We start from the raw sequence: 18,028 nt of genomic DNA, 5'->3' as shown, positions 1-18,028 counted from the left end.
CACTCCACGGCGTCCTGACTCACTTAGCGGGCTTTAGGTGCAACCAGAAAAGCCAGGTTTGCGATTTTGTTGGTTTCCAGAGAAATGCTTTTCATGATGTGAACTCCTTGTTCGTTGATAGTTGAAGTCACCTCGTGGTGACAACTTCATAATAGTTTGTAATGGAATATTGGCAAGTGGATATTAAGTAGGAATGTTCCAGTAATTTTGTCGGAACTATCTTTGGTTGGCGGTGGACTTTGTAGGGTGTTTTCCAATAATTAAAAGGCGTAAGGAAATATCCTTCACTCTAGTAGGAAAGTCCGTGTAGGAAGTCGTGATTATTGACGTAGAGGTGGCGCAGAGTTCGCCAGGGGCGGGCGGAAAGCAAACGGGGAGCCTGCTGGCTCCCCGTCATCCGCATTGATCAGCTGTTAGGCAGCAGGCGGCAGGTGATGCTCTTGATGTAGCGGGTTTCGTTGATCGCCGGGTGTACCGGGTGATCCGGGCCTTGGCCACCGCGCTCCAGCAACTGGATGTTGCGATCCAGGTGACGGGCGCTGGTCAGCAGGATGTTCTGCAGGTCATCTTCCGGCAGGTGCATCGAGCACGAAGCGCTGACCAGGATGCCGTCCTTGTTGAGCAGGCGCATGGCTTGTTCGTTCAGGCGACGGTAGGCGCCTTCACCGTTTTTCATGTCTTTCTTGCGTTTGATGAACGCCGGCGGGTCAGCCACGATCACGTCGAAGCGTTCTTCGCTGGCCTTGAGTTCCTTCAGGGCTTCGAAAACGTCACCTTCGATGCAGGTCATTTTGTCGGCGAAGCCGTTCAGCGCTGCGTTGCGCTCGACACCGTCAAGGGCAAAGGCCGAGGCATCGACGCAGAACACTTCGCTGGCGCCGAACGCTGCAGCCTGCACGCCCCAGCCACCGATGTAGCTATAGAGGTCGAGTACGCGTTTGCCTTTGGCGTAAGGCGCCAAGCGTGCGCGGTTCATGCGGTGATCGTAGAACCAGCCGGTTTTCTGGCCTTGAATGACCGGGGCTTCGAACTTCACGCCGTTCTCTTCCAGTGCCACCCACTCCGGTACCAGGCCGAATACCGTTTCGACGTAGCGGTTGAGGCCTTCGGCGTCACGGGCGGCGGAGTCGTTCTTGAACAGAATGCCGCTTGGCTTGAGCACTTGAGTCAGTGCGGCGATCACGTCCTCTTTATGCGCTTCCATGGTCGCCGAGGCGATCTGCACGACCAGGATGTCGCCGAAACGGTCGACCACCAGGCCTGGGAGCAGGTCGGAATCGCCGTAGACCAACCGATAGAACGGCTTGTCGAACAGACGCTCGCGCAGGGACAGAGCCACGTTCAGGCGGTGCACCAGCAGCGATTTGTCCAGCGACACCTTGATGTCGCGCGACAGCAGGCGGGCGCAGATCAGGTTGTTCGGGCTCATTGCCACGATGCCCAGCGGCTTGCCGCCGGCCGCTTCGAGGATGGCCTGGTCGCCGGCATTGAAGCCATGCAGTGGCGTGGCGGTCACGTCGATTTCGTTGCTGTAGACCCACAAGTGACCGGCGCGCAGGCGACGGTCGGCGTTGGCTTTGAGGCGCAAGCTAGGCAGGGACATGACGTCGCTCCGGAAAAAAGAGCGGGAGTATACCGTGTTGCGAGTTATGTCGGGTTTGATGAGCGATGAAACGCCGATGCGCCTTCGCGAGCCGCGAATTTGCCACCGAGCGGGTTTCGATTATCCGGTCGGTATCAAAAACTCCGAAGCCAGGGCTTGAATGAAAGTTCCTGACAAATGCCCACTGAGGTGTCGTCTTGCGGTTTTTAAGCGTTAGAATCGCCGCCTGTCCCAGAGTGTGTACTTATGTCCCAAGAGCTGACCACCGAACAGATTCAACAATCCCTGCAAGGCATCAGCGTGCCCGCGCAGCCGCAGATCATGGTGGATCTGCAAATGGAGCAGTACATGCCCGATCCGGACCTGGAGGTGATCGCCAGACTGATCTCCCAGGATCCCGGCCTGTCCGGCTCGCTGCTGAAAATTGTCAACTCGCCGTATTACGGCTTGAGCAACAAGATCACATCGATCCAGCGCGCGGTGAATCTGCTGGGCAGCCGTTCGATCGTCAACCTGATCAACGCGCAGTCGATCAAGGGCGAGTTGAACGACGACACCATTGTCACGCTCAATCGTTTCTGGGATACCGCCCAGGATGTGGCGATGACTTGCCTGACGCTGGCCAAGCGCATCGGCATTCAGGCCAGTGACGAAGCCTATGCCTTGGGCCTGTTTCACGATTGCGGTGTGCCGTTGATGCTGCAGCGCTTCCCCCATTACATGTCGGTACTGGAAAAGGCTTACGCCAATGCCAATGCCGAATGTCGGGTGGTGGACACCGAAAACAGCGAGTTCAACACCAATCATGCTGTAGTCGGTTATTACACCGCCAAATCCTGGCGTCTGCCGGAGCATGTCAGCGCGTCAATCGCCAATCACCACAATGCCTTGGCGATCTTCAGGGATGAGTCGTCGCACGACAATCAGATGAAAAACCTGCTGGCGATCCTCAAGATGGCCGAGCACATCTGCGCTTCGTACCGGGTGCTGGGCAACCAGACAGAAGACTACGAGTGGGAAAGCATCGGTCCGATGATTCTCGATTACATGGGGCTGTCGGACTACGACTTCGAAACGCTCAAACAAACGATCCGCGACCTCGGCGCGCGTTGATTCGAGGACACCATGCCTGAACTGCCCGAAGTCGAAACCACCCGCCGGGGCATTGCCCCGCACCTGGAGGGCCAGCGCGTCAGCCGGGTGATCGTGCGTGACCGCCGGCTGCGCTGGCCGATTCCCGAAGACCTCGATGTGCGCCTGTCCGGGCAGCGCATCGTGTTGGTCGAGCGGCGTGCCAAGTATCTGCTGATCAATGCCGAAGTCGGTACGTTGATCAGCCATTTGGGCATGTCAGGTAATTTGCGCCTGGTCGAGGTCGGTTTGCCGGCGCTCAAGCACGAGCATGTCGATATCGAGCTGGAGTCGGGCCTGGCCCTGCGCTACACCGATCCACGGCGTTTCGGCGCGATGTTGTGGAGCAACGATCCGCTCAATCACGAGTTGCTGATTCGTCTCGGGCCTGAGCCCTTGACCGATCTGTTCGATGGCGAGCGGCTGTTCCAGTTGTCACGCGGGCGTACGATGGCGGTCAAGCCGTTCATCATGGACAACGCGGTGGTGGTCGGGGTCGGCAATATTTACGCGACCGAAGCGCTGTTTGCCGCAGGGATCGACCCGCGCCGCGAGGCCGGTGGCATTTCCCGTGGACGTTATCTGAAACTGGCGATCGAGATCAAACGCATCCTCGCCGCCGCCATCGAACGCGGCGGTACCACGTTGCGCGATTTCATCGGGGGTGACGGGCAGCCGGGGTATTTCCAGCAGGAACTGTTTGTTTATGGTCGCGGCGGTGAACACTGCAAGGTCTGCGGCACCGGGCTACGTGAAGTGAAGCTTGGCCAGCGTGCCAGTGTTTTCTGTCCGCGCTGCCAGACCTGAAGCAGGAAGCTGAAAAAATCCCACGGTCTATAGTGAGTTGTCTCACTGTTCAGCCCGAAGGATCGTGCCATGAAGTCCTCGCAAGTGCTCCTTGTCGCATTGCTGCTGTGTTCCAGCCTGGCTGTTCAAGCCACGGAAAACGGCAGCGGTGATCCGCGCTACACCCTCCAGAACCCACCGGCCTACGCCATGATCGGCGACCTGCTGATTGCCCGACCTTTGTTGGTCGTGGCGACGGTCATCGGGGCGGGCGTGTTTGTCGTGTCGTTGCCGTTTACCGCGCTGGGTGGCGGGATAGGCGACGCGGGGCAGGCGTTGGTGGTTGATCCGGCAAAAGCGGCGTTTGTGCGGTGTCTGGGGTGCACGGGGGAGGGCTTTGAGCAGCGCGAGTGAGCGGGTCTGAAGTCCGCGCGGTTGCTGATCCTTTCGCGAGCAAGCCCGCTCTCATATTTGGAATGCATTCCAGTGGGGGAGCGGGCTTGCTCGCGAGGAGGCCCGAAGAAACGCTACAAAGCGGTCAGATCAGGCCTTGCCGGTAATCTTGTTGTACTTCTCCATCAACTGCTCTTGAGTCTCAGGATGGGCTTCGTCCAGTGGAATGCAATCTACCGGGCAAACCTGCTGGCACTGCGGTTCGTCGTAGTGGCCGACGCACTGGGTGCACAGGTTCGGGTCGATCACGTAGATCTCCTCGCCTTGGGAAATGGCGGCGTTTGGGCACTCGGGTTCGCAGACGTCGCAGTTGATGCAATCGTCGGTGATGATCAGGGACATGCTCACTCCAGCCGGGGCGGCAGGCCCGGGCGCTATAAATCAATGCGCGCAATTGTGCCGCATTGGCGCCCGCAGTGCACGCGGGCGCCGTTTGAACGGTCGTTACTTCTTGAAGCGCAGGGTCAGGGCGTCTGCCACGGCTGGGTGGACGAACTTGCTGATATCGCCGCCCAACGCGGCGATTTCGCGCACCAGCGTCGAAGAAATGAATGAATAACGCTCGGACGGGGTGAGAAACAGGCTCTCCACATCCGGGGCCAGTTGGCGGTTCATGTTGGCCAGCTGGAATTCGTACTCGAAGTCCGACACCGCACGCAAACCACGCAGGAACACATTGGCGTTCTTCTCTTTGGCGAAATGCGCCAGCAACGTCGAGAAGCCGACCACTTCTACGTTCGGCAGGTGTTTGGTGACCTCGCGAGCCAGTTCGACCCGTTGTTCCAGCGGGAACAGCGGGTTCTTCTTCGGGCTGGCAGCGACAGCAATGATCACATGGTCGAACAGGCGCGAGGCGCGTTCGACCAGATCGCCATGGCCCTTGGTAATAGGGTCGAAGGTACCTGGGTACAACACTCGGTTCATCGCGTCGTCCTGGCGGGAGTCCGTTGGGGAGTCGGATGGTATCGCAGCCGTCCCGGTCGGCCAAGTCGCCTGTTGGGTAACAAAGCACTATAGACGATGGGAATGATCCGGTTTTTCATGGGTTTTTCAGTCGATCGGCGAGGGACGTCGCCAATTGTGCCGTCAGCCCGTACACCGACAACTGCGGGTTAGCGCCGATGCTGGTGGGGAACAGCGAGCCGTCGTGAATCGACAGATTGGTTAGCTGATGATGACGGCCAAGGCTATCGGCGACGGCAGTTTTCGGCTCTTCGCCCATCGCACAGCCGCCCATGACGTGGGCGCTGCCCAGCCGCGTGCGATACAGCTCAAGGCGCAAACCATCGATCAACGTACGGGCCTCGGCCAGGGTCTTCACATAACGCGCGTCGGCGTGCATTGGCATCACTGCTTTGGCGCCGCCCGCGAACTGGATCTCGGCCATGCTGTGGAATGCCCGGCGCAACCCCTCCCAGGCATAGGGCGAGACTTGATAGTCGAGCACTGGCGAGCCGTCGCCCCGCAGCTCTACGTTGCCGCCGCTGCTGTCAGGGTGAAACCCATCGCGAAGCAGCGCCAGCATGACGTGGGTATGCGGCAGATCGGCCATGCGCTGCGCGTTGTCCTGACCAAAACCGCCGAGCAGGGTGGCCGCGAGCGCCGGTTGCAGCGGCGGCACTTCGAGTTTGTAGCCCATGGGGCCGGTGACGCCGTCCTTCCACTGGAAATGGTCGGAATAAATCGACTGCGGCGCGCCGTAGAACGGGTTGATGACGTCGTCGAAGTGCCCGGCGGACATGTTCACCAAATGCAGGAATGTGCGTTTGCCCAAGGTTTTGTGTGGGTCTGGCGCGTCCGAACGCAGCAGCAGCGCCGGACTGTTGATACCGCCGCCGGCCAGTACGTAATGCCGTGCCTTGACGGTGATGGAACGCCCGGTCGGTTCGACGCAACGCTCGTCCATGGCGACGCATTGCAGGGCGAAAACCTTGTCGCCGGTGATCAACAGCTTTTGCACGCGGGCCAGATAAAGCAGCTCTCCGCCCTTTTCCAGGGTGGCCGGAATGGTCGTGACCATCATCGATTGCTTGGCGTTGGTCGGGCAGCCCATGCCGCAGTAACCGAGGTTCCAGCAGCCGCGCACGTTGCGTGGAATAACGTGCCAGCTATAGCCGAGCTGTTCACAGCCTTTACGGATCACGTCGTTGTTGGCGTTGGGCGGAACCAGCCATGGAGCGACGCCGAGACGCTGTTCCATTTTTTCGAACCATGGCGCCATTTCGACCGGACTGTGACCTTTGACGCTGTGTTCTTTGGCCCAATGTTCGAGGGTCGGTTCTGGCGTGCGAAAGCTCGATGTCCAGTTGATCAGCGTGGTACCGCCGACCGCCCGGCCTTGCAAGATAGTGATCGCGCCGTCCTTGCTCATGCGGCCGATGCCTTCCTGATAGAGGCTGCTGTAGGCCTTGTCTTCAAGCATTTTGAAATCGGAACTGGTTTTCAGCGGGCCTTCTTCGATCAGCAGCACCTTATAGCCGGCGGCGCTGAGGATTTCTGCCGTGGTACCACCGCCAGCGCCGCTGCCGATGATCGCGACATCGGTTTCAAGGGTCAGGTCGTCCGTGAGTTGTGCGCCGTTGTAGGTTTTCCAGCCACGGGCGAGGCCTTCGCGGAACGGGTCGGGTACTGGCATGTTCAGGCTCTCTTGTTTTTGTTGTTCTAGCGGGCCCCTTCGCGAGCGGGCTCGCTCCCACAGGGGAATGCATTTCAAATGTGGGAGCGGGCTTGCTCGCGAAGGGCGCGCCTCGGTTTCAGACAGTGGGCGGGCCGGGGTAGCCGCAGTGCGCCCAGGACTCGGCGCGGGTGTACCAGGCCATCATCACCATTTGCGTCAGAGAGCTGTGGCCCATGCGCAGGAGACTCAATGAACTGTTTTCCCAGCGATCGAGGAAATGGCGCAGCGCCTCGGGCGTGGCGTTTTCCCAACTGCCCCAGATTCCGGTCAGCGGCCCACGGGTCACGGCCATGCCCAATACATCAAACAATTGCCGGGTGAGTTTGAGCATTTCCGGCGACAGGTGATCGAGGCTGTAGTCCAGCGACTGGAGAGTGCCGTCGACTGCGCTTGGCAATTTCTCGACGGCCACGGCGCCGTCGAGCATTACCGGAATCAATGCGCGCAGAAACAATAGATCGCCATCGCGCAAAACAGTGAAACCATGGGCCGAGACGCTCGCCGAGCAACCACTGAGGCTGGCGCCAAGCCCGGCGGTGGCAAGAAACGCCGTGGCGCCGAGGCTGAATTTCAGCACGCCACGGCGTGACAGTGCAGGTGTATCGGTCAGGCTTGGGTGCATTGTTTTTATTACCCGGCGGCGATGACGAGGTTTAGCGAATGAACAGCTTCTGGATCAGTTTCTGAATCGACTTTCCGTAAGGCGGATAAATCAGTCTGGCCGCATTGAAGCGCTGTTTGATCAGTACGCCTTTGGCTTTGCTGAACGTCAGAAAGCCTTCGTGGCCGTGGTAGTGGCCCATGCCCGAAGCGCCGATGCCGCCGAATGGCATGTCATCCTGAGCCACATGCAGCAGGGTGTCGTTCAGGCACACACCACCCGAGTGGGTTTCGTGCAGCACGCGGTTCTGTTCGCGTTTGTCGTAGCCAAAGTAGTAAAGAGCCAGAGGTCGTGGCCGCTGATTAATGTAAGCAAATGCCTGCTCCAGATCCTGGTACGGCACGATTGGCAGCAACGGCCCGAAGATTTCGTCCTGCATCACGGTCATCTCGTCGCTGACATTGAGCAGCACGCTGTGTGGCATGCGGCGGCCCTGGCCTTGATCGAACAACGGAATCAGCAGTGCGCCCTTGCTGGTGGCGTCGCTGACGTAACCGTTGAGCCGCGCCAATTGGCGGTCGTTGATGATCGCGGTGTAGTCCGGGTTGTCGGTGAGGGTCGGATAAAAACCCTGCACTGCCTGGCGATAGGCTTCGACGAACGCGCCGACGCGGTCTTGCGGCACCAGCACGTAATCCGGGGCCACGCAGGTCTGGCCGGCGTTGAGGGTTTTGCCGAAGGCAATGCGTTCGGCCGCATCCTTCAACGGCACGTCCCGGGAGACGATGGCCGGGGACTTGCCGCCCAGTTCCAGGGTGACAGGGGTGAGGTTTTGCGCCGCAGCACGCATCACATGCTTGCCGATGCTGGTGGCACCGGTAAACAGCAGATGATCAAAGCGCAAACGGGAAAACGCCACGCCGATGTCCGCTTCGCCGAGCACCACGCACACCAGATCTTCGGGGAAGATTCGCGCCAGCAATGCCTTGAGCAAAAGCCCAGTGGCTGGCGTCGATTCGCTGAGTTTGAGCATCACCCGGTTGCCCGCCGCCAGTGCGCCGACCAACGGGCCGATGGCCAGATACAGCGGGTAATTCCACGGAACGATGACGCCAACCACGCCCAGCGGCTGATACACGACTTTCGCCGAGGCGGGCTGGAAGGCCATGCCGACCTTGCGCCGCGAGGCTTTCATCCAGCCCTTGAGGTGGCGGCTGGCGTAGTGAATGCCGTGCAGGCTGGGCATCAATTCGGCCAGCAGGGTCTCGTCGGCGCTGCGATGGCTGAAGTCGGCACTGATCGCCTCAATCAAGGCCTGACGTTCATCGCTCAGCACATCCCGCAAAGCCTTGAGCCATTGCTGGCGCTGGGCCGCAGGCGGCATCGGGTTGGCGGCATACGCGGCCCGTTGCGCGTTGAACTGCCGATCAAGCGCTTCCAGCGGTTGTTGCAGCGTTTGCAGGTAGGCTATATCGGCAGTCATAGTGGGCTCCGGAATTATTTTAATGGGGTGATTTTTAGAGTCTGTACTCTAGAAAGTCAAATGGCTTCCTTGTGCAGCTTTGTTTTATCCATTTCCGGATAGGTCGTAAGATGCCCGTCACCGCACTCTGAATTAAAGCTCAAGCCATGGCCCCACGAATAAAAACCAGCGAGCGTATCGTGCTGAACAGCCTCGAACTGTTCAATCAACAGGGCGAGCGCAGCATCAGCACCAATCATATTGCTGCTCACATGGAGATTTCTCCGGGCAACCTGTACTACCACTTCCCCAACAAGCAGGCGATCATCGCCGTGTTGTTCAGTGAGTACGAAAGCCTTGTGGACAGCTTCCTGCGCCCACCTCAGGGGCGCGCCGCGACGGTCGAAGACAAGCGCTTCTATCTCAAGGAGCTGCTGTCGGCGATGTGGCGTTACCGTTTTCTGCACCGCGATCTTGAGCATCTGCTCGACAGCGATCCGGAACTGGCGGCCCGTTATCGACGCTTTTCCCAGCGCTGCGTGATTCAAGGCGCGGCGATCTACGAGGGTTTCGTGGCCGCCGGGATCCTCGACATGGACCGTGTGCAGATTGAATCGCTGACCCTCAATGCCTGGATCATCCTGACGTCCTGGGTACGCTTTCTGTGCACCACCCGTGAGAACTCCAACCACCTCAGCGAGCAAGCCATCAAACGTGGCGTGTATCAGGTGTTGGTGCTGGAAGCCGGGTTTGTCACCGAGCAGGCGCGCGATCAGGTCAATGCGCTGTTCGAAGAATTCTACGTACCGCTGGCCCAGGCCCTTGAGGACGTGAAGTAAACCGTTCTGTCGAATTCCACAGGAGCCCGTTATGTCGATTGCGCAACTGATCAGCCCTACAGCACTGGATGTCCGCAAGGAGCAGCCGGGGCTGGTGATTCTCGATTGTCGTTTTGCCCTCGATGACCCGGACTACGGTCAGCGTAGCTACGCCGAGGGGCACATTGCCGGAGCGAGTTTCGCCGATCTTGAGCGTGACCTCAGCGGCAAAGTGGTCAAGGGTGTGACGGGCCGGCATCCGTTGCCTGATCCTGCGGCGCTGGTCGAGCGCCTGCAAGCCTGGGGTATCAACGCTGACAGCGATGTGGTTTTGTACGACGACGGCCCAGGAGCCTATGCGGCTCGAGCGTGGTGGTTGCTGGCGTGGCTGGGCAAGCGTGATGGCGTGTTCATTCTCGATGGCGGGCTCAAGGCCTGGCACGCGGCGGGTCTGCCGCTGAGCCTGGATGCACCGACCCTTGTCCGTGGCAGTTTCAACAGCCAGCCGGACATGACTCTGATGCTCAGCGCCGAGCAATTGCAGCAGCGGCTCGGTCAACCGACGCTGACCCTTCTCGACGCCCGGGCCTTGCCGCGCTTCAAGGGTGAAGTCGAGCCTATCGACCCGATTGCCGGGCACATTCCCGGTGCGCAGTGTGCAGCGTTTACCGACAACCTTGGTAGTGACGGCCGGTTCCTGCCGGCCGATCAACTCAAGCAGCGCTTTGCCGCCAGGCTTGGCGAGCGTTCGCCGTCGGCACTGGTCGCGTATTGCGGCTCGGGCGTGACGGCGTGTCACAACCTGTTTGCGCTGTGCCTGGCGGGTTATCCGTTGGGGGCGTTGTATGCCGGTTCGTGGAGCGAGTGGATCAACGAGCCTTCGCGTGGCATAGCCACTGGCGAGTAATTACCACGCCCTTCCTTGTGGGAGCGAGCCTGATCAATCATGACGTCAGGCCCGCCAGCCACTGCGGGATGCGCCTTTCCAGATAATAGCCGGGCTGGCGTAACGAGCCATCGACGAATCCGACGTGACCGCCGCGAGCCTGCAATTGGAATTCAGTCGTCGCCGACAGTTCACTGGCTTGCGGCAGGCTGTGCGGGAACACGAACGGATCGTCCGCCGCTTGAATGATCAAGGTCGGTGTGCGGATTTCGCCGAGAAAGTAACGGCTTGACGCGCGGCGATAGTAATCCTCGGCATCGGTGAACCCGTGCAGTGGCGCGGTCACCCGGCCATCGAAATCCCAGAACGTGCGCATGTTTTCCAGCGAGCCGAGCGCCGCCAGTGCGGCCATACCGTCCTCGCGTCCGTCGTGCTGGAATTGCCTTTGCTTGTTCTTGATGTAGGCGACCATCTCGCGCATGAAGTGCGCCTGATAGACCCTGGAAAAACCCTGGCCGATACGATCGGCGCATTGGTCGAGGCGAAACGGCACCGACACGGCCACCGCACCACACACACCGCTGGTGCTGCCGGTTTCCCCGAGGTGCTTGAGCAACACATTGGCGCCCAGGGAATAACCGACCGCATACAGCGGCGCCAGTGGTCGTTTGGCGCGCAGGTGCCGAATGGTTTCGGCGAGGTCCTCGCTGGCACCGGAGTGGTAACTGCGCGGCAGCAGATTCGGTTCGCCTGAGCAGCCGCGCCAGTTCAGGGCGACACTGGCCCAGCCTTGCGCGGCGAGCGCCGCTTGAAGGCCTGCAACGTAAGGCGAGTTCGAGGAGCCTGTCAGCCCATGCAGCACTAATACCAACGGTGCTTTGGCACTGTGAGGACCGTGCCAGTCGAGGTCGAGGAAATCGCCATCTTCAAGCCACAGGCGTTCACGTTGGCGATCAAGATGGACGGTTTTACGCCACAGCGGACCCCACAGGGTTTGCAGGTGTGGATTGCCCAGGCCAAAGGCCGGGCTGAAACGAAGGGCGGGGGAAGGTGAACGTGGTTGCACGGCAAATCTCGACTAGGTCTTGCGCAAAGCAGCAGACGCCGGTCGTCTGCTGCTTTTCAATTTAAAACCTAACTTGCCACAAAGCCTGCTACGGCGCGACACATGCACTGGAAGATGTGCCGGGCGGTGTGGCCGGCGGTGCAGGCAACGGCTGCTGATTGACGGTTGCCCCGATTGTCACCACGCGCCACTGATCGGCAGCCAAGTGTCGGTTTAGCGCCTCTTTGATTTGCTTGAGCGTCAGGCGTTGCACCTGCTGGGCGATGTAATCGATGTCGATTGGCAGATCATGGCGATTGATGTCCACCAATTGCTTGAGTATTTGTTTGTTGCTGGCGCTGTCCAGGGCGACCATGTTGGTCACTCTAAGCTTGATTTGGTCGAGCTCTTGTTGCGTCGGGCCGTCGCGCAGATAGTCGCTGAACATTGATCGGGTCAACGTCAGAATGCCTGCGCTCAATGACGGGCTCACTTGCAGGGAAATAGTCATCAAGCCAGCGCTGGCCCAGTGACTGTTCTGCGAATGTACGTCGTATACCAGCCCGCGCCTTTCCCGTAGTTCGTTCATCAGTCGGCTGTTTGCCGTGCCACCAAAAATCAGGTTGGCCGCGTACAGCGCGGCATAGTCCGGATGCTGACGCGACACACCAAGCTGGCCCAGTATCAACGAGGTCTGGGTCAGTGGCTGTTCCTCATGGAAGGTCCGTTTGGTGCCCCGCGGTTTTAGCGCAGGCATCGGCGTAGCCCCCGTGCCCACTGGCATGACCGGTAATGCGTTGCTGACTTTCAGGCTGATGGCTTTTGCCTGGTCCAGCGTCAGGTCGCCGACCACCGTGATCTGCGCATGACTGGCGCTGTAGAAACGTTGGTGGAAGTCTTTGACTGCCTGGCGGCTCAGCGACTGCAGGCCCTGATTCGTGCCATAGAACGGCAGCGAATAGGGGCTGCCCGGGGCAAGCAATGCCTTGACTGACTGCTCGGACGAATTGCCTGCCTGCTCCGACCTGAACAGGAGGTGGTCACGCAGTTCGTTTTTTACCCTCTGTAAAGCCTCGTCGGTCAGCAACGGTTCGCCGAGTATCTGAGTAAACAGGTGCAGTGCCGGGGCGCTTTTTTGAGCATCGCTCAAGCTGCGCAACACCAGGTTGGCACGTTCGTGATCGATCGTCATTTCGAGCTGCGCACCCAGGCCGTCGAAGGTTTCGACGATGGCAGGCAAGTCTTTGCCTGGCACGCCTTCGTTAAGCATGCCAAACGTGGTGGCGGCTAGCCCCGGCGTGCCGCCGTCCCGCGCGCTGCCCGCCGCGAAGCTGACATGCAGATCGAACATCGGTAATTCTGTGGTGCGGATGAACAACACCTTGGTGCCGGTCAGGGTCTTCCAGCCCTTGATGGACAGCCCCCGTGGCGTGGCCGGATCAGAAACCGGCACCCGGAGGGACTCCAGGCGTGGCGCGGGGAAGTTTGCCGGCGCAACAATTGAAGTGTCTGCAAACGTTCGGGCGCCGCACAGACAGGCGATCAGGCCGAGACCTGACAATGCGACCCAGGTAGGCCAACGGTAATCGTTCATGGACGGGTCTCCTTGAACACATGCGCAACACTCAGGCGTTCTCGGGTCAAAAAGGTCATGGCGGCCTGCTGTATATCAGTGGGTGTCACCTGTGCCAGCTCGTCCGCATCCTGATCCAGCAACTGCCAGGGTTGGCCGATGCTCTGCAACGCGGCCAACCCCTGGGCCTGCTGAACGATGGAGTCTTGCGCGTAGATCTGCCGGGCAATCAAATGAGTGCGGGCACGTTCCAGCTCATCGGCGGCTGGCGGGTTGGTTCGCAATTCTTCGATCAGTTGCCAGACTCGCTTTTCGGCAGCGTCAAGATCGTCAGGGTGGGCGCTGGCAAGATTGGCGGTCAGCAACATCAGGCTGTCACCGCGTGTGAGGGCGTCGTAAGAGGTAGCCACCTCGCTGAACAACTGCTCGGTAAATTGCAGGCGCTTTTGCAGGCGTGCGCTGCTGGCACCGCCCAGCAATGTGTCGATCAGGCGCAGAGCGTGCACGGATCGCCGATTTTTGGCGGTGGCCAACCCTGGCACATTAAAGGTCATGATCAGTTGGGGGGTGGGGACGGGCAGATGCAGGGTCAGTCTGCGCTCGCCTGGCTGTTTCAGCTCTGTGGGCCGTAATGCACCCGGAACGGTTCGTGCTTGCAGATGGCCAAAATAGCGCTGCGTCAGCCGCCTGACCTGATCGAGTGTCACATCGCCGACAACGACCAGCGTGGCATTGCCGGGCGCATAGCGGGTTTCATACCAATGGCGCAGATCGCTGGCATTGAGTTGGTCCAGGTCATGCATCCAGCCAATAGTCGGCGTGCGATAGCTGCTGGCCAAATGCGTCACGGCGGTGAGACGCTCAAGTGCCAGGCCGCTGGGGTCGTCTTCGGTTCGCGAACGCCGTTCTTCGCGAATCACCGCCAGTTCCGGGGTCAGGTCTTCGTCGCGCAGGTGTGCGGTTGACATCAGATCGGCCATCAGCTCGAACGCAACACCCAGGTACCTGGGGGCAAGGGTTTGGTGATAGGCCGTGACATCTTTGCTGGTGAAAGCGTTTTCCCGGGCGCCGAGCGATTGCAGAATCGCCGTGGCCTCGCCGGCGCAAGTCTTGCTGCTGCCTTTGTAGAGCATGTGTTCGAGCGTGTGGGAGAGCCCGCTCTGGCCCGGTGCTTCGTCGGCGGAACCGACTTTGAACCAGAGTTGTGAGGTCACCAGCGGCGCGCGATGATCTTCGCGCACGAGCACCTTCAGGCCATTGTCCAGACTGAAGTGGTGAGTCGGTGGGGGCGGGGCGGCCAGGGACATCAGGGGCGCCAGGCAAAGAAAGAGCAGCATCCGGCTGCAAAATGTGTCCATACGTGAATCGTCCTCAGTGGTTAACGCAGATTGCGGCAACCACTGTGGCGAGATTCGGAGGGGGCAGTGCGGTAACTATTTATCGCTGATCAGCTAACGCATGATGCTTGTGATCAGGCGCTGCGTTGCCACAGCGCGTAATAAACACGGCCGGATTTCTGCTCGCGGTGCAGACGCCAGTTGGCCGGCAGGCCGAGGGTCGACGGCGCCGTTTCGCTTTCGGTGTACACCCAGGCGTCGTCGGCCAGCCACTGACGCTCTTCCAGCAGCGTGCAGACGGCGGGCAGCAGGTTCTGATTGAACGGCGGGTCGAGGAATACCAGGTCGAAAGCGCTGGCGGTCTGGGTTTCCAGATAACGCAGGGCGTCGGCCGTCTGCACCTGTCCGTTGGTGCAGCGCAGGGTGCCGAGGTGTTCTTTGAGGCTGGATACCGCGATATTGCTCGCATCCAGCGCCTGACCCATGGCGGCGCCACGGGACAGGGCTTCGAGAAACAGCGCGCCACTGCCGGCGAACGGGTCGAGGACCTTGGCCCCCTCCACATAGGGCGCCAGCCAGTTGAACAACGTTTCACGCACGCGATCCGGCGTCGGGCGCAGGCCTGGCGCGTCGGGAAAGCTCAGCTTGCGGCTGCGCCACTGGCCGCCAATGATGCGTAGCTGGTTCACACCGTTGTGGACGTTGTGGGCGGGTTTTTTAGGTGCTCGAGTCGCCATTAATGCTCCGGAACCCCGAGCGGTTGCTCGGCAGGTTTATCAGAAGGGGCCGGTAACGGCTTTTGCGGCACGGTCGGGCCAGCGGTAACGATGACCATTTTATCCGTGCTCAGGTGTTTGTTCAGGGCGTCGCGCACTTGCTCCACCGTCAGGCTCTGCGACTGACGCATGAAGTCGTCGAGATAGCTCAGCGGCAGATTATAGAAGCCCATCGCGCCAAGTTGGCCGACGATATCGGCGTTGCTTGCGGTAGACAGCGGGAAGCTGCCGGCCAGTTCGCGTTTGGCGTCGTCGAGCTCTTTTTGGGTCGGGCCGGTTTTCAGATAGTCGGCGAGTACGTCCTGCACCAGTTTCAGGGTGCCTTCGCTCATTTCTGCGCGGGTCTGCAGGTTGATCATGAACGGGCCACGGGCCTGCATCGGGCTGAAACCCGAGTAAACGCCATAAGTCAGGCCACGTTTCTCGCGGACTTCACTCATCAATCGAGTACCGAAACCACCCCCGCCGAGGATCTGATTGCCCATCGACAGCGCCGCGTAGTCCGGGTCGTCACGGTCGATGCCCAGTTGCGCGAGCATCAGGTTGGTTTGTTTGGACGGGAACTCGATGTGGCTGATGCTGGCCTTCGGTTCCTGCGGCTGAGCGATTTTCGCCAGCGCCGGGCCTTTGGGCAGGGCGGCGCTAACCTGATTGGCAATGGCCTCGGCGTCAGCGCGGGACAAGTCCCCGACCAGCGCGATCACCACGTTGCCAGCGGCGTAGGCCTTGGCATGGAATTCACGCAATTGCGCGAGGGTGATCTGCGGGACGCTCTGCGCATTGCCGTCGCTCGAATGAGCGTACGGGTGATCGCCGTATAGACGCTTCATCAGTTCCAGGCTGGCGAGTTTGCCGGGGTTTTGTTTCTGGTACTCGAAACCGGCGAGCATCTGGTTTTTGATGCGCGCGAACGAATCGGCAGGGAAGGTCGGCTTGCCCACTACTTGCGAGAACAGCTTCAGGGCCGGCTCGCGCTTGTCGGCAGCACTCAGGCTGCGCAACGAGGCCAGCGCCATGTCCTTGAAGGCGCCGTTGCCGAAATCAGCCCCCAGGCCTTCAAAGCCTTGCGCAATGGCGCCGACGTCTTTGCCGGCGACACCTTCATTGAGCATTGCGTTGGTCAGCACCGCCAAACCTGGTGCGTTGCCGTCCTGGCTGCTGCCAGCGGCGAAGATCAGGCGCATGTCGAACATCGGCAGTTCATGCGCCTCGACGAACAGCACCTTGGCGCCTTCGACGGTGTTCCAGGTCTGCACGTCGAGTTTGCGGCTGGCCGGGGCCTTGCCGTCGAGTTCGGCCAGCGATTGCAGTTTCTGGCTGGACTTGGCGCTGTCCAGCGCCTCGCTGGCGTTGGTTTTGGCGCCTGGCGCCAGATAAAGCACAGCAGCGCCGATGACTGTCACGGCGATCAGACCGAGCAGTAGGCGGGGGGATTTGCGCTCACTCATGAGTCGTCTCCAGAGGCAGGACGTGGGCGACGCTGAGACGTTCGCGGGTGAAATACATTTTGGCGGCGTTCTGGATGTCTTGCGGGGTCACGCTCTCCAGGTCGGCGAGTTCAGTGTCCATCAGTTTCCACGACAGACCGACCGTCTCAAGCTGGCCGATAGCGGTGGCCTGGCTGGTGATCGAATCACGCTCGTAGACCAGACCGGCAATCACCTGCGCACGCACGCGTTCCAGTTCTTCGGCGGTCGGCGCGGTGGTTTTCAGTTGTTCCAGCAATTTCCAGAGACCGGCCTCGGCTTGGGCGATGGTTTTTTTCTTCTGGGTGTTCGGCGTGGCCGACAGGGTGAACAGGCTATCGCCGCGGGTGTAGGCGTCGTAGCTCGACGACCCGCCGGACACCAACTCTTCACCGCGCTCCAGTTGCGTTGGAATGCGCCCACTGTAACCGCCGTCAAGCAGCGCCGAGATCAGGCGCAGGGCATTGACCGAGCGTTTGTCTTCGGCGGTGGCAATGCTCGGCACGTTGAAACCGAGCATCAGGCTAGGCAGTTGGGTCTGCACATGCAGGGTGATCTGGCGTTCGCCGGGTTCTGCCAGTTCCAGCGGTTTTTTCGCCGGTGGCACGTCGCGCTTGGCGATTGGCCCGAAGTAGCGCTGAGCGAGGGTTTTCACTTCGTCAGGGGTGACGTCACCGACCACCACCAGCGTGGCGTTGTTCGGCACGTACCAGGATTGGTACCAGTGACGCAGCTCTTCGACCTTCATCCGGTCCAGATCAGCCATCCAGCCGATGGTCGGCGTGTGATAACCGCTGGCCGGGTAAGCCATCGCCTTGTAGCGCTCGTAAGCCTTGGACATCGGCTTGTCATCGGTGCGCAGGCGGCGCTCTTCCTTGATGACTTCGATTTCCTTGGCGAACTCGTCGGCCGGCAGGCGCAAGTTGGCCATGCGGTCGGCTTCCAGCTCAAAGGCGACGCCCAGACGATCGCGGGCCAACACTTGGTAATAAGCGGTGAAGTCGTCGCTGGTGAACGCGTTCTCTTCGGCGCCGAGGTCGCGCAGGATCAGCGAAGCTTCGCCGGGGCCGACTTTCTCACTGCCCTTGAACATCATGTGCTCAAGGGCGTGGGACAGGCCGGTCTGGCCCGGGGTTTCGTAGCTGGAACCCACCTTGTACCAGACCTGCGACACCACTACCGGCGCGCGATGGTCTTCGCGAACGACGACCTTGAGGCCGTTGTCGAGGGTGAATTCGTGGGTCGGTTGCGGGTCGGCCGCCAGGGCCGAAAGAGGCAGGCAGACTGTGCTGAGCAGCAGGCCAGCAGCGCGGCGGGCTAGAGCATTCATTCGTTTTTTAACCTGTTGGGCTGCCCGCTTGGTCTTAGCCTAGGCGGGCGAGGAGGTGCTAGGATACTGATCCGTTTTACTGGC

17 protein-coding genes are annotated in these 18,028 nt (G+C 60.3%); 5 read left to right on the top strand and 12 right to left on the bottom strand.

Annotation, left to right across the window (positions count from 1 at the left end):
• Positions 1 to 406: 406 nt before the first annotated feature.
• The gene (locus tag K5E40_RS21045; protein ID WP_221732414.1) at positions 407 to 1,603 is read right to left on the bottom strand and encodes a class I SAM-dependent rRNA methyltransferase; all 1,197 of its coding nucleotides are present in this window, start codon (positions 1,601 to 1,603) and stop codon (positions 407 to 409) included.
• 300 nt (positions 1,604 to 1,903) lie between these two features.
• Here K5E40_RS21045 and K5E40_RS21040 point away from each other — a divergent pair, with 300 nt between their 5' ends.
• From K5E40_RS21040 to K5E40_RS21030, 3 genes are all read left to right on the top strand, one after another.
• The gene (locus tag K5E40_RS21040) at positions 1,904 to 2,716 is read left to right on the top strand and encodes an HDOD domain-containing protein (protein ID WP_221732429.1); all 813 of its coding nucleotides are present in this window, start codon (positions 1,904 to 1,906) and stop codon (positions 2,714 to 2,716) included.
• A 12-nt stretch (positions 2,717 to 2,728) separates the two neighbouring features.
• Entirely contained in the window at positions 2,729 to 3,541 is an 813-nt protein-coding gene (mutM, locus tag K5E40_RS21035; protein ID WP_221732413.1) for a bifunctional DNA-formamidopyrimidine glycosylase/DNA-(apurinic or apyrimidinic site) lyase, read from the top strand.
• Positions 3,542 to 3,610: 69 nt separating this feature from the next.
• Positions 3,611 to 3,934: a multidrug transporter gene (locus K5E40_RS21030; protein ID WP_221732412.1), complete on the top strand. Its 324-nt coding sequence runs from the start codon at positions 3,611 to 3,613 to the stop codon at positions 3,932 to 3,934.
• Between the two features lie 129 nt (positions 3,935 to 4,063).
• Here K5E40_RS21030 and K5E40_RS21025 read toward each other — a convergent pair whose 3' ends face one another.
• The 5 genes from K5E40_RS21025 to K5E40_RS21005 all read right to left on the bottom strand — a co-directional run bounded on the left by K5E40_RS21025 (position 4,064) and on the right by K5E40_RS21005 (position 8,734).
• Positions 4,064 to 4,315: a YfhL family 4Fe-4S dicluster ferredoxin gene (locus K5E40_RS21025; RefSeq protein WP_221732411.1), complete on the bottom strand. Its 252-nt coding sequence runs from the start codon at positions 4,313 to 4,315 to the stop codon at positions 4,064 to 4,066.
• Between the two features lie 102 nt (positions 4,316 to 4,417).
• Positions 4,418 to 4,897, bottom strand: a complete 480-nt coding sequence (coaD, locus tag K5E40_RS21020; protein WP_221732410.1) for a pantetheine-phosphate adenylyltransferase — start codon at positions 4,895 to 4,897, stop codon at positions 4,418 to 4,420.
• A gap of 115 nt (positions 4,898 to 5,012) precedes the next feature.
• Positions 5,013 to 6,608 carry a GMC family oxidoreductase gene (locus K5E40_RS21015; protein WP_221732409.1) on the bottom strand — a complete coding sequence of 532 codons (1,596 nt, stop codon included), beginning with the start codon at positions 6,606 to 6,608 and terminating at the stop codon, positions 5,013 to 5,015.
• Between the two features lie 118 nt (positions 6,609 to 6,726).
• Positions 6,727 to 7,272 carry a twin-arginine translocation pathway signal protein gene (locus K5E40_RS21010; protein ID WP_221732408.1) on the bottom strand — a complete coding sequence of 182 codons (546 nt, stop codon included), beginning with the start codon at positions 7,270 to 7,272 and terminating at the stop codon, positions 6,727 to 6,729.
• A 31-nt stretch (positions 7,273 to 7,303) separates the two neighbouring features.
• Entirely contained in the window at positions 7,304 to 8,734 is a 1,431-nt protein-coding gene (locus K5E40_RS21005; RefSeq protein WP_221732407.1) for a coniferyl aldehyde dehydrogenase, read from the bottom strand.
• A gap of 146 nt (positions 8,735 to 8,880) precedes the next feature.
• Here K5E40_RS21005 and K5E40_RS21000 point away from each other — a divergent pair, with 146 nt between their 5' ends.
• Both K5E40_RS21000 and K5E40_RS20995 read left to right on the top strand, forming a co-directional pair.
• Positions 8,881 to 9,552 (top strand): TetR/AcrR family transcriptional regulator, encoded by a 672-nt coding sequence (locus tag K5E40_RS21000; RefSeq protein ID WP_221732406.1) that lies wholly within the window; start codon positions 8,881 to 8,883, stop codon positions 9,550 to 9,552.
• Between the two features lie 31 nt (positions 9,553 to 9,583).
• Positions 9,584 to 10,438, top strand: coding sequence for a sulfurtransferase (locus K5E40_RS20995; protein WP_221732405.1), 855 nt, complete (start codon positions 9,584 to 9,586; stop codon positions 10,436 to 10,438).
• A gap of 37 nt (positions 10,439 to 10,475) precedes the next feature.
• On the opposite strand, the gene K5E40_RS20990 is transcribed toward K5E40_RS20995, so the two are convergent.
• The 6 genes from K5E40_RS20990 to K5E40_RS20965 all read right to left on the bottom strand — a co-directional run bounded on the left by K5E40_RS20990 (position 10,476) and on the right by K5E40_RS20965 (position 17,944).
• Complete coding sequence (locus K5E40_RS20990) at positions 10,476 to 11,483, bottom strand: hydrolase (RefSeq protein WP_221732404.1); 1,008 nt, start codon at positions 11,481 to 11,483, stop codon at positions 10,476 to 10,478.
• A gap of 88 nt (positions 11,484 to 11,571) precedes the next feature.
• Positions 11,572 to 13,056 carry a pitrilysin family protein gene (locus tag K5E40_RS20985; RefSeq protein WP_221732403.1) on the bottom strand — a complete coding sequence of 495 codons (1,485 nt, stop codon included), beginning with the start codon at positions 13,054 to 13,056 and terminating at the stop codon, positions 11,572 to 11,574.
• Positions 13,053 to 14,393, bottom strand: coding sequence for a pitrilysin family protein (locus K5E40_RS20980; RefSeq protein ID WP_221732402.1), 1,341 nt, complete (start codon positions 14,391 to 14,393; stop codon positions 13,053 to 13,055). Before K5E40_RS20980 ends, K5E40_RS20985 begins: the two co-directional genes overlap by 4 nt.
• Before the next feature lie 113 nt (positions 14,394 to 14,506).
• Positions 14,507 to 15,109, bottom strand: coding sequence for a 16S rRNA (guanine(966)-N(2))-methyltransferase RsmD (gene rsmD / locus K5E40_RS20975; RefSeq protein ID WP_221732401.1), 603 nt, complete (start codon positions 15,107 to 15,109; stop codon positions 14,507 to 14,509).
• Complete coding sequence (locus K5E40_RS20970) at positions 15,109 to 16,596, bottom strand: pitrilysin family protein (RefSeq protein WP_221732400.1); 1,488 nt, start codon at positions 16,594 to 16,596, stop codon at positions 15,109 to 15,111. The genes rsmD and K5E40_RS20970 overlap by 1 nt, the downstream gene beginning before the upstream one ends.
• Positions 16,589 to 17,944, bottom strand: a complete 1,356-nt coding sequence (locus tag K5E40_RS20965) for a pitrilysin family protein (protein ID WP_221732399.1) — start codon at positions 17,942 to 17,944, stop codon at positions 16,589 to 16,591. The genes K5E40_RS20970 and K5E40_RS20965 overlap by 8 nt, the downstream gene beginning before the upstream one ends.
• Positions 17,945 to 18,028 lie beyond the last annotated feature (84 nt).

This window comes from Pseudomonas baetica (assembly GCF_019733355.1).
In the GTDB taxonomy this organism is placed as follows: domain Bacteria; phylum Pseudomonadota; class Gammaproteobacteria; order Pseudomonadales; family Pseudomonadaceae; genus Aquipseudomonas; species Aquipseudomonas baetica_A.
Note: the sequence above shows the minus strand (reverse complement) of the source record. Positions and strands in the feature narration are given on the sequence as shown.

Excerpts from the sequence above, each read along its gene's own strand:
- K5E40_RS21045 (WP_221732414.1), bottom strand. The coding sequence starts at position 1,603 with ATGTCCCTGCCTAGCTTGCGCCTCAAAGCCAACGCCGACCGTCGCCTG.
- mutM (WP_221732413.1), top strand. The coding sequence starts at position 2,729 with ATGCCTGAACTGCCCGAAGTCGAAACCACCCGCCGGGGCATTGCCCCG.
- K5E40_RS21030 (WP_221732412.1), top strand. The coding sequence starts at position 3,611 with ATGAAGTCCTCGCAAGTGCTCCTTGTCGCATTGCTGCTGTGTTCCAGC.
- K5E40_RS21025 (WP_221732411.1), bottom strand. The coding sequence starts at position 4,315 with ATGTCCCTGATCATCACCGACGATTGCATCAACTGCGACGTCTGCGAA.
- coaD (WP_221732410.1), bottom strand. The coding sequence starts at position 4,897 with ATGAACCGAGTGTTGTACCCAGGTACCTTCGACCCTATTACCAAGGGC.
- K5E40_RS21015 (WP_221732409.1), bottom strand. The coding sequence starts at position 6,608 with ATGCCAGTACCCGACCCGTTCCGCGAAGGCCTCGCCCGTGGCTGGAAA.
- K5E40_RS21010 (WP_221732408.1), bottom strand. The coding sequence starts at position 7,272 with ATGCACCCAAGCCTGACCGATACACCTGCACTGTCACGCCGTGGCGTG.
- K5E40_RS21005 (WP_221732407.1), bottom strand. The coding sequence starts at position 8,734 with ATGACTGCCGATATAGCCTACCTGCAAACGCTGCAACAACCGCTGGAA.
- K5E40_RS21000 (WP_221732406.1), top strand. The coding sequence starts at position 8,881 with ATGGCCCCACGAATAAAAACCAGCGAGCGTATCGTGCTGAACAGCCTC.
- K5E40_RS20995 (WP_221732405.1), top strand. The coding sequence starts at position 9,584 with ATGTCGATTGCGCAACTGATCAGCCCTACAGCACTGGATGTCCGCAAG.
- K5E40_RS20985 (WP_221732403.1), bottom strand. The coding sequence starts at position 13,056 with ATGAACGATTACCGTTGGCCTACCTGGGTCGCATTGTCAGGTCTCGGC.
- K5E40_RS20980 (WP_221732402.1), bottom strand. The coding sequence starts at position 14,393 with ATGGACACATTTTGCAGCCGGATGCTGCTCTTTCTTTGCCTGGCGCCC.
- rsmD (WP_221732401.1), bottom strand. The coding sequence starts at position 15,109 with ATGGCGACTCGAGCACCTAAAAAACCCGCCCACAACGTCCACAACGGT.
- K5E40_RS20970 (WP_221732400.1), bottom strand. The coding sequence starts at position 16,596 with ATGAGTGAGCGCAAATCCCCCCGCCTACTGCTCGGTCTGATCGCCGTG.
- K5E40_RS20965 (WP_221732399.1), bottom strand. The coding sequence starts at position 17,944 with ATGAATGCTCTAGCCCGCCGCGCTGCTGGCCTGCTGCTCAGCACAGTC.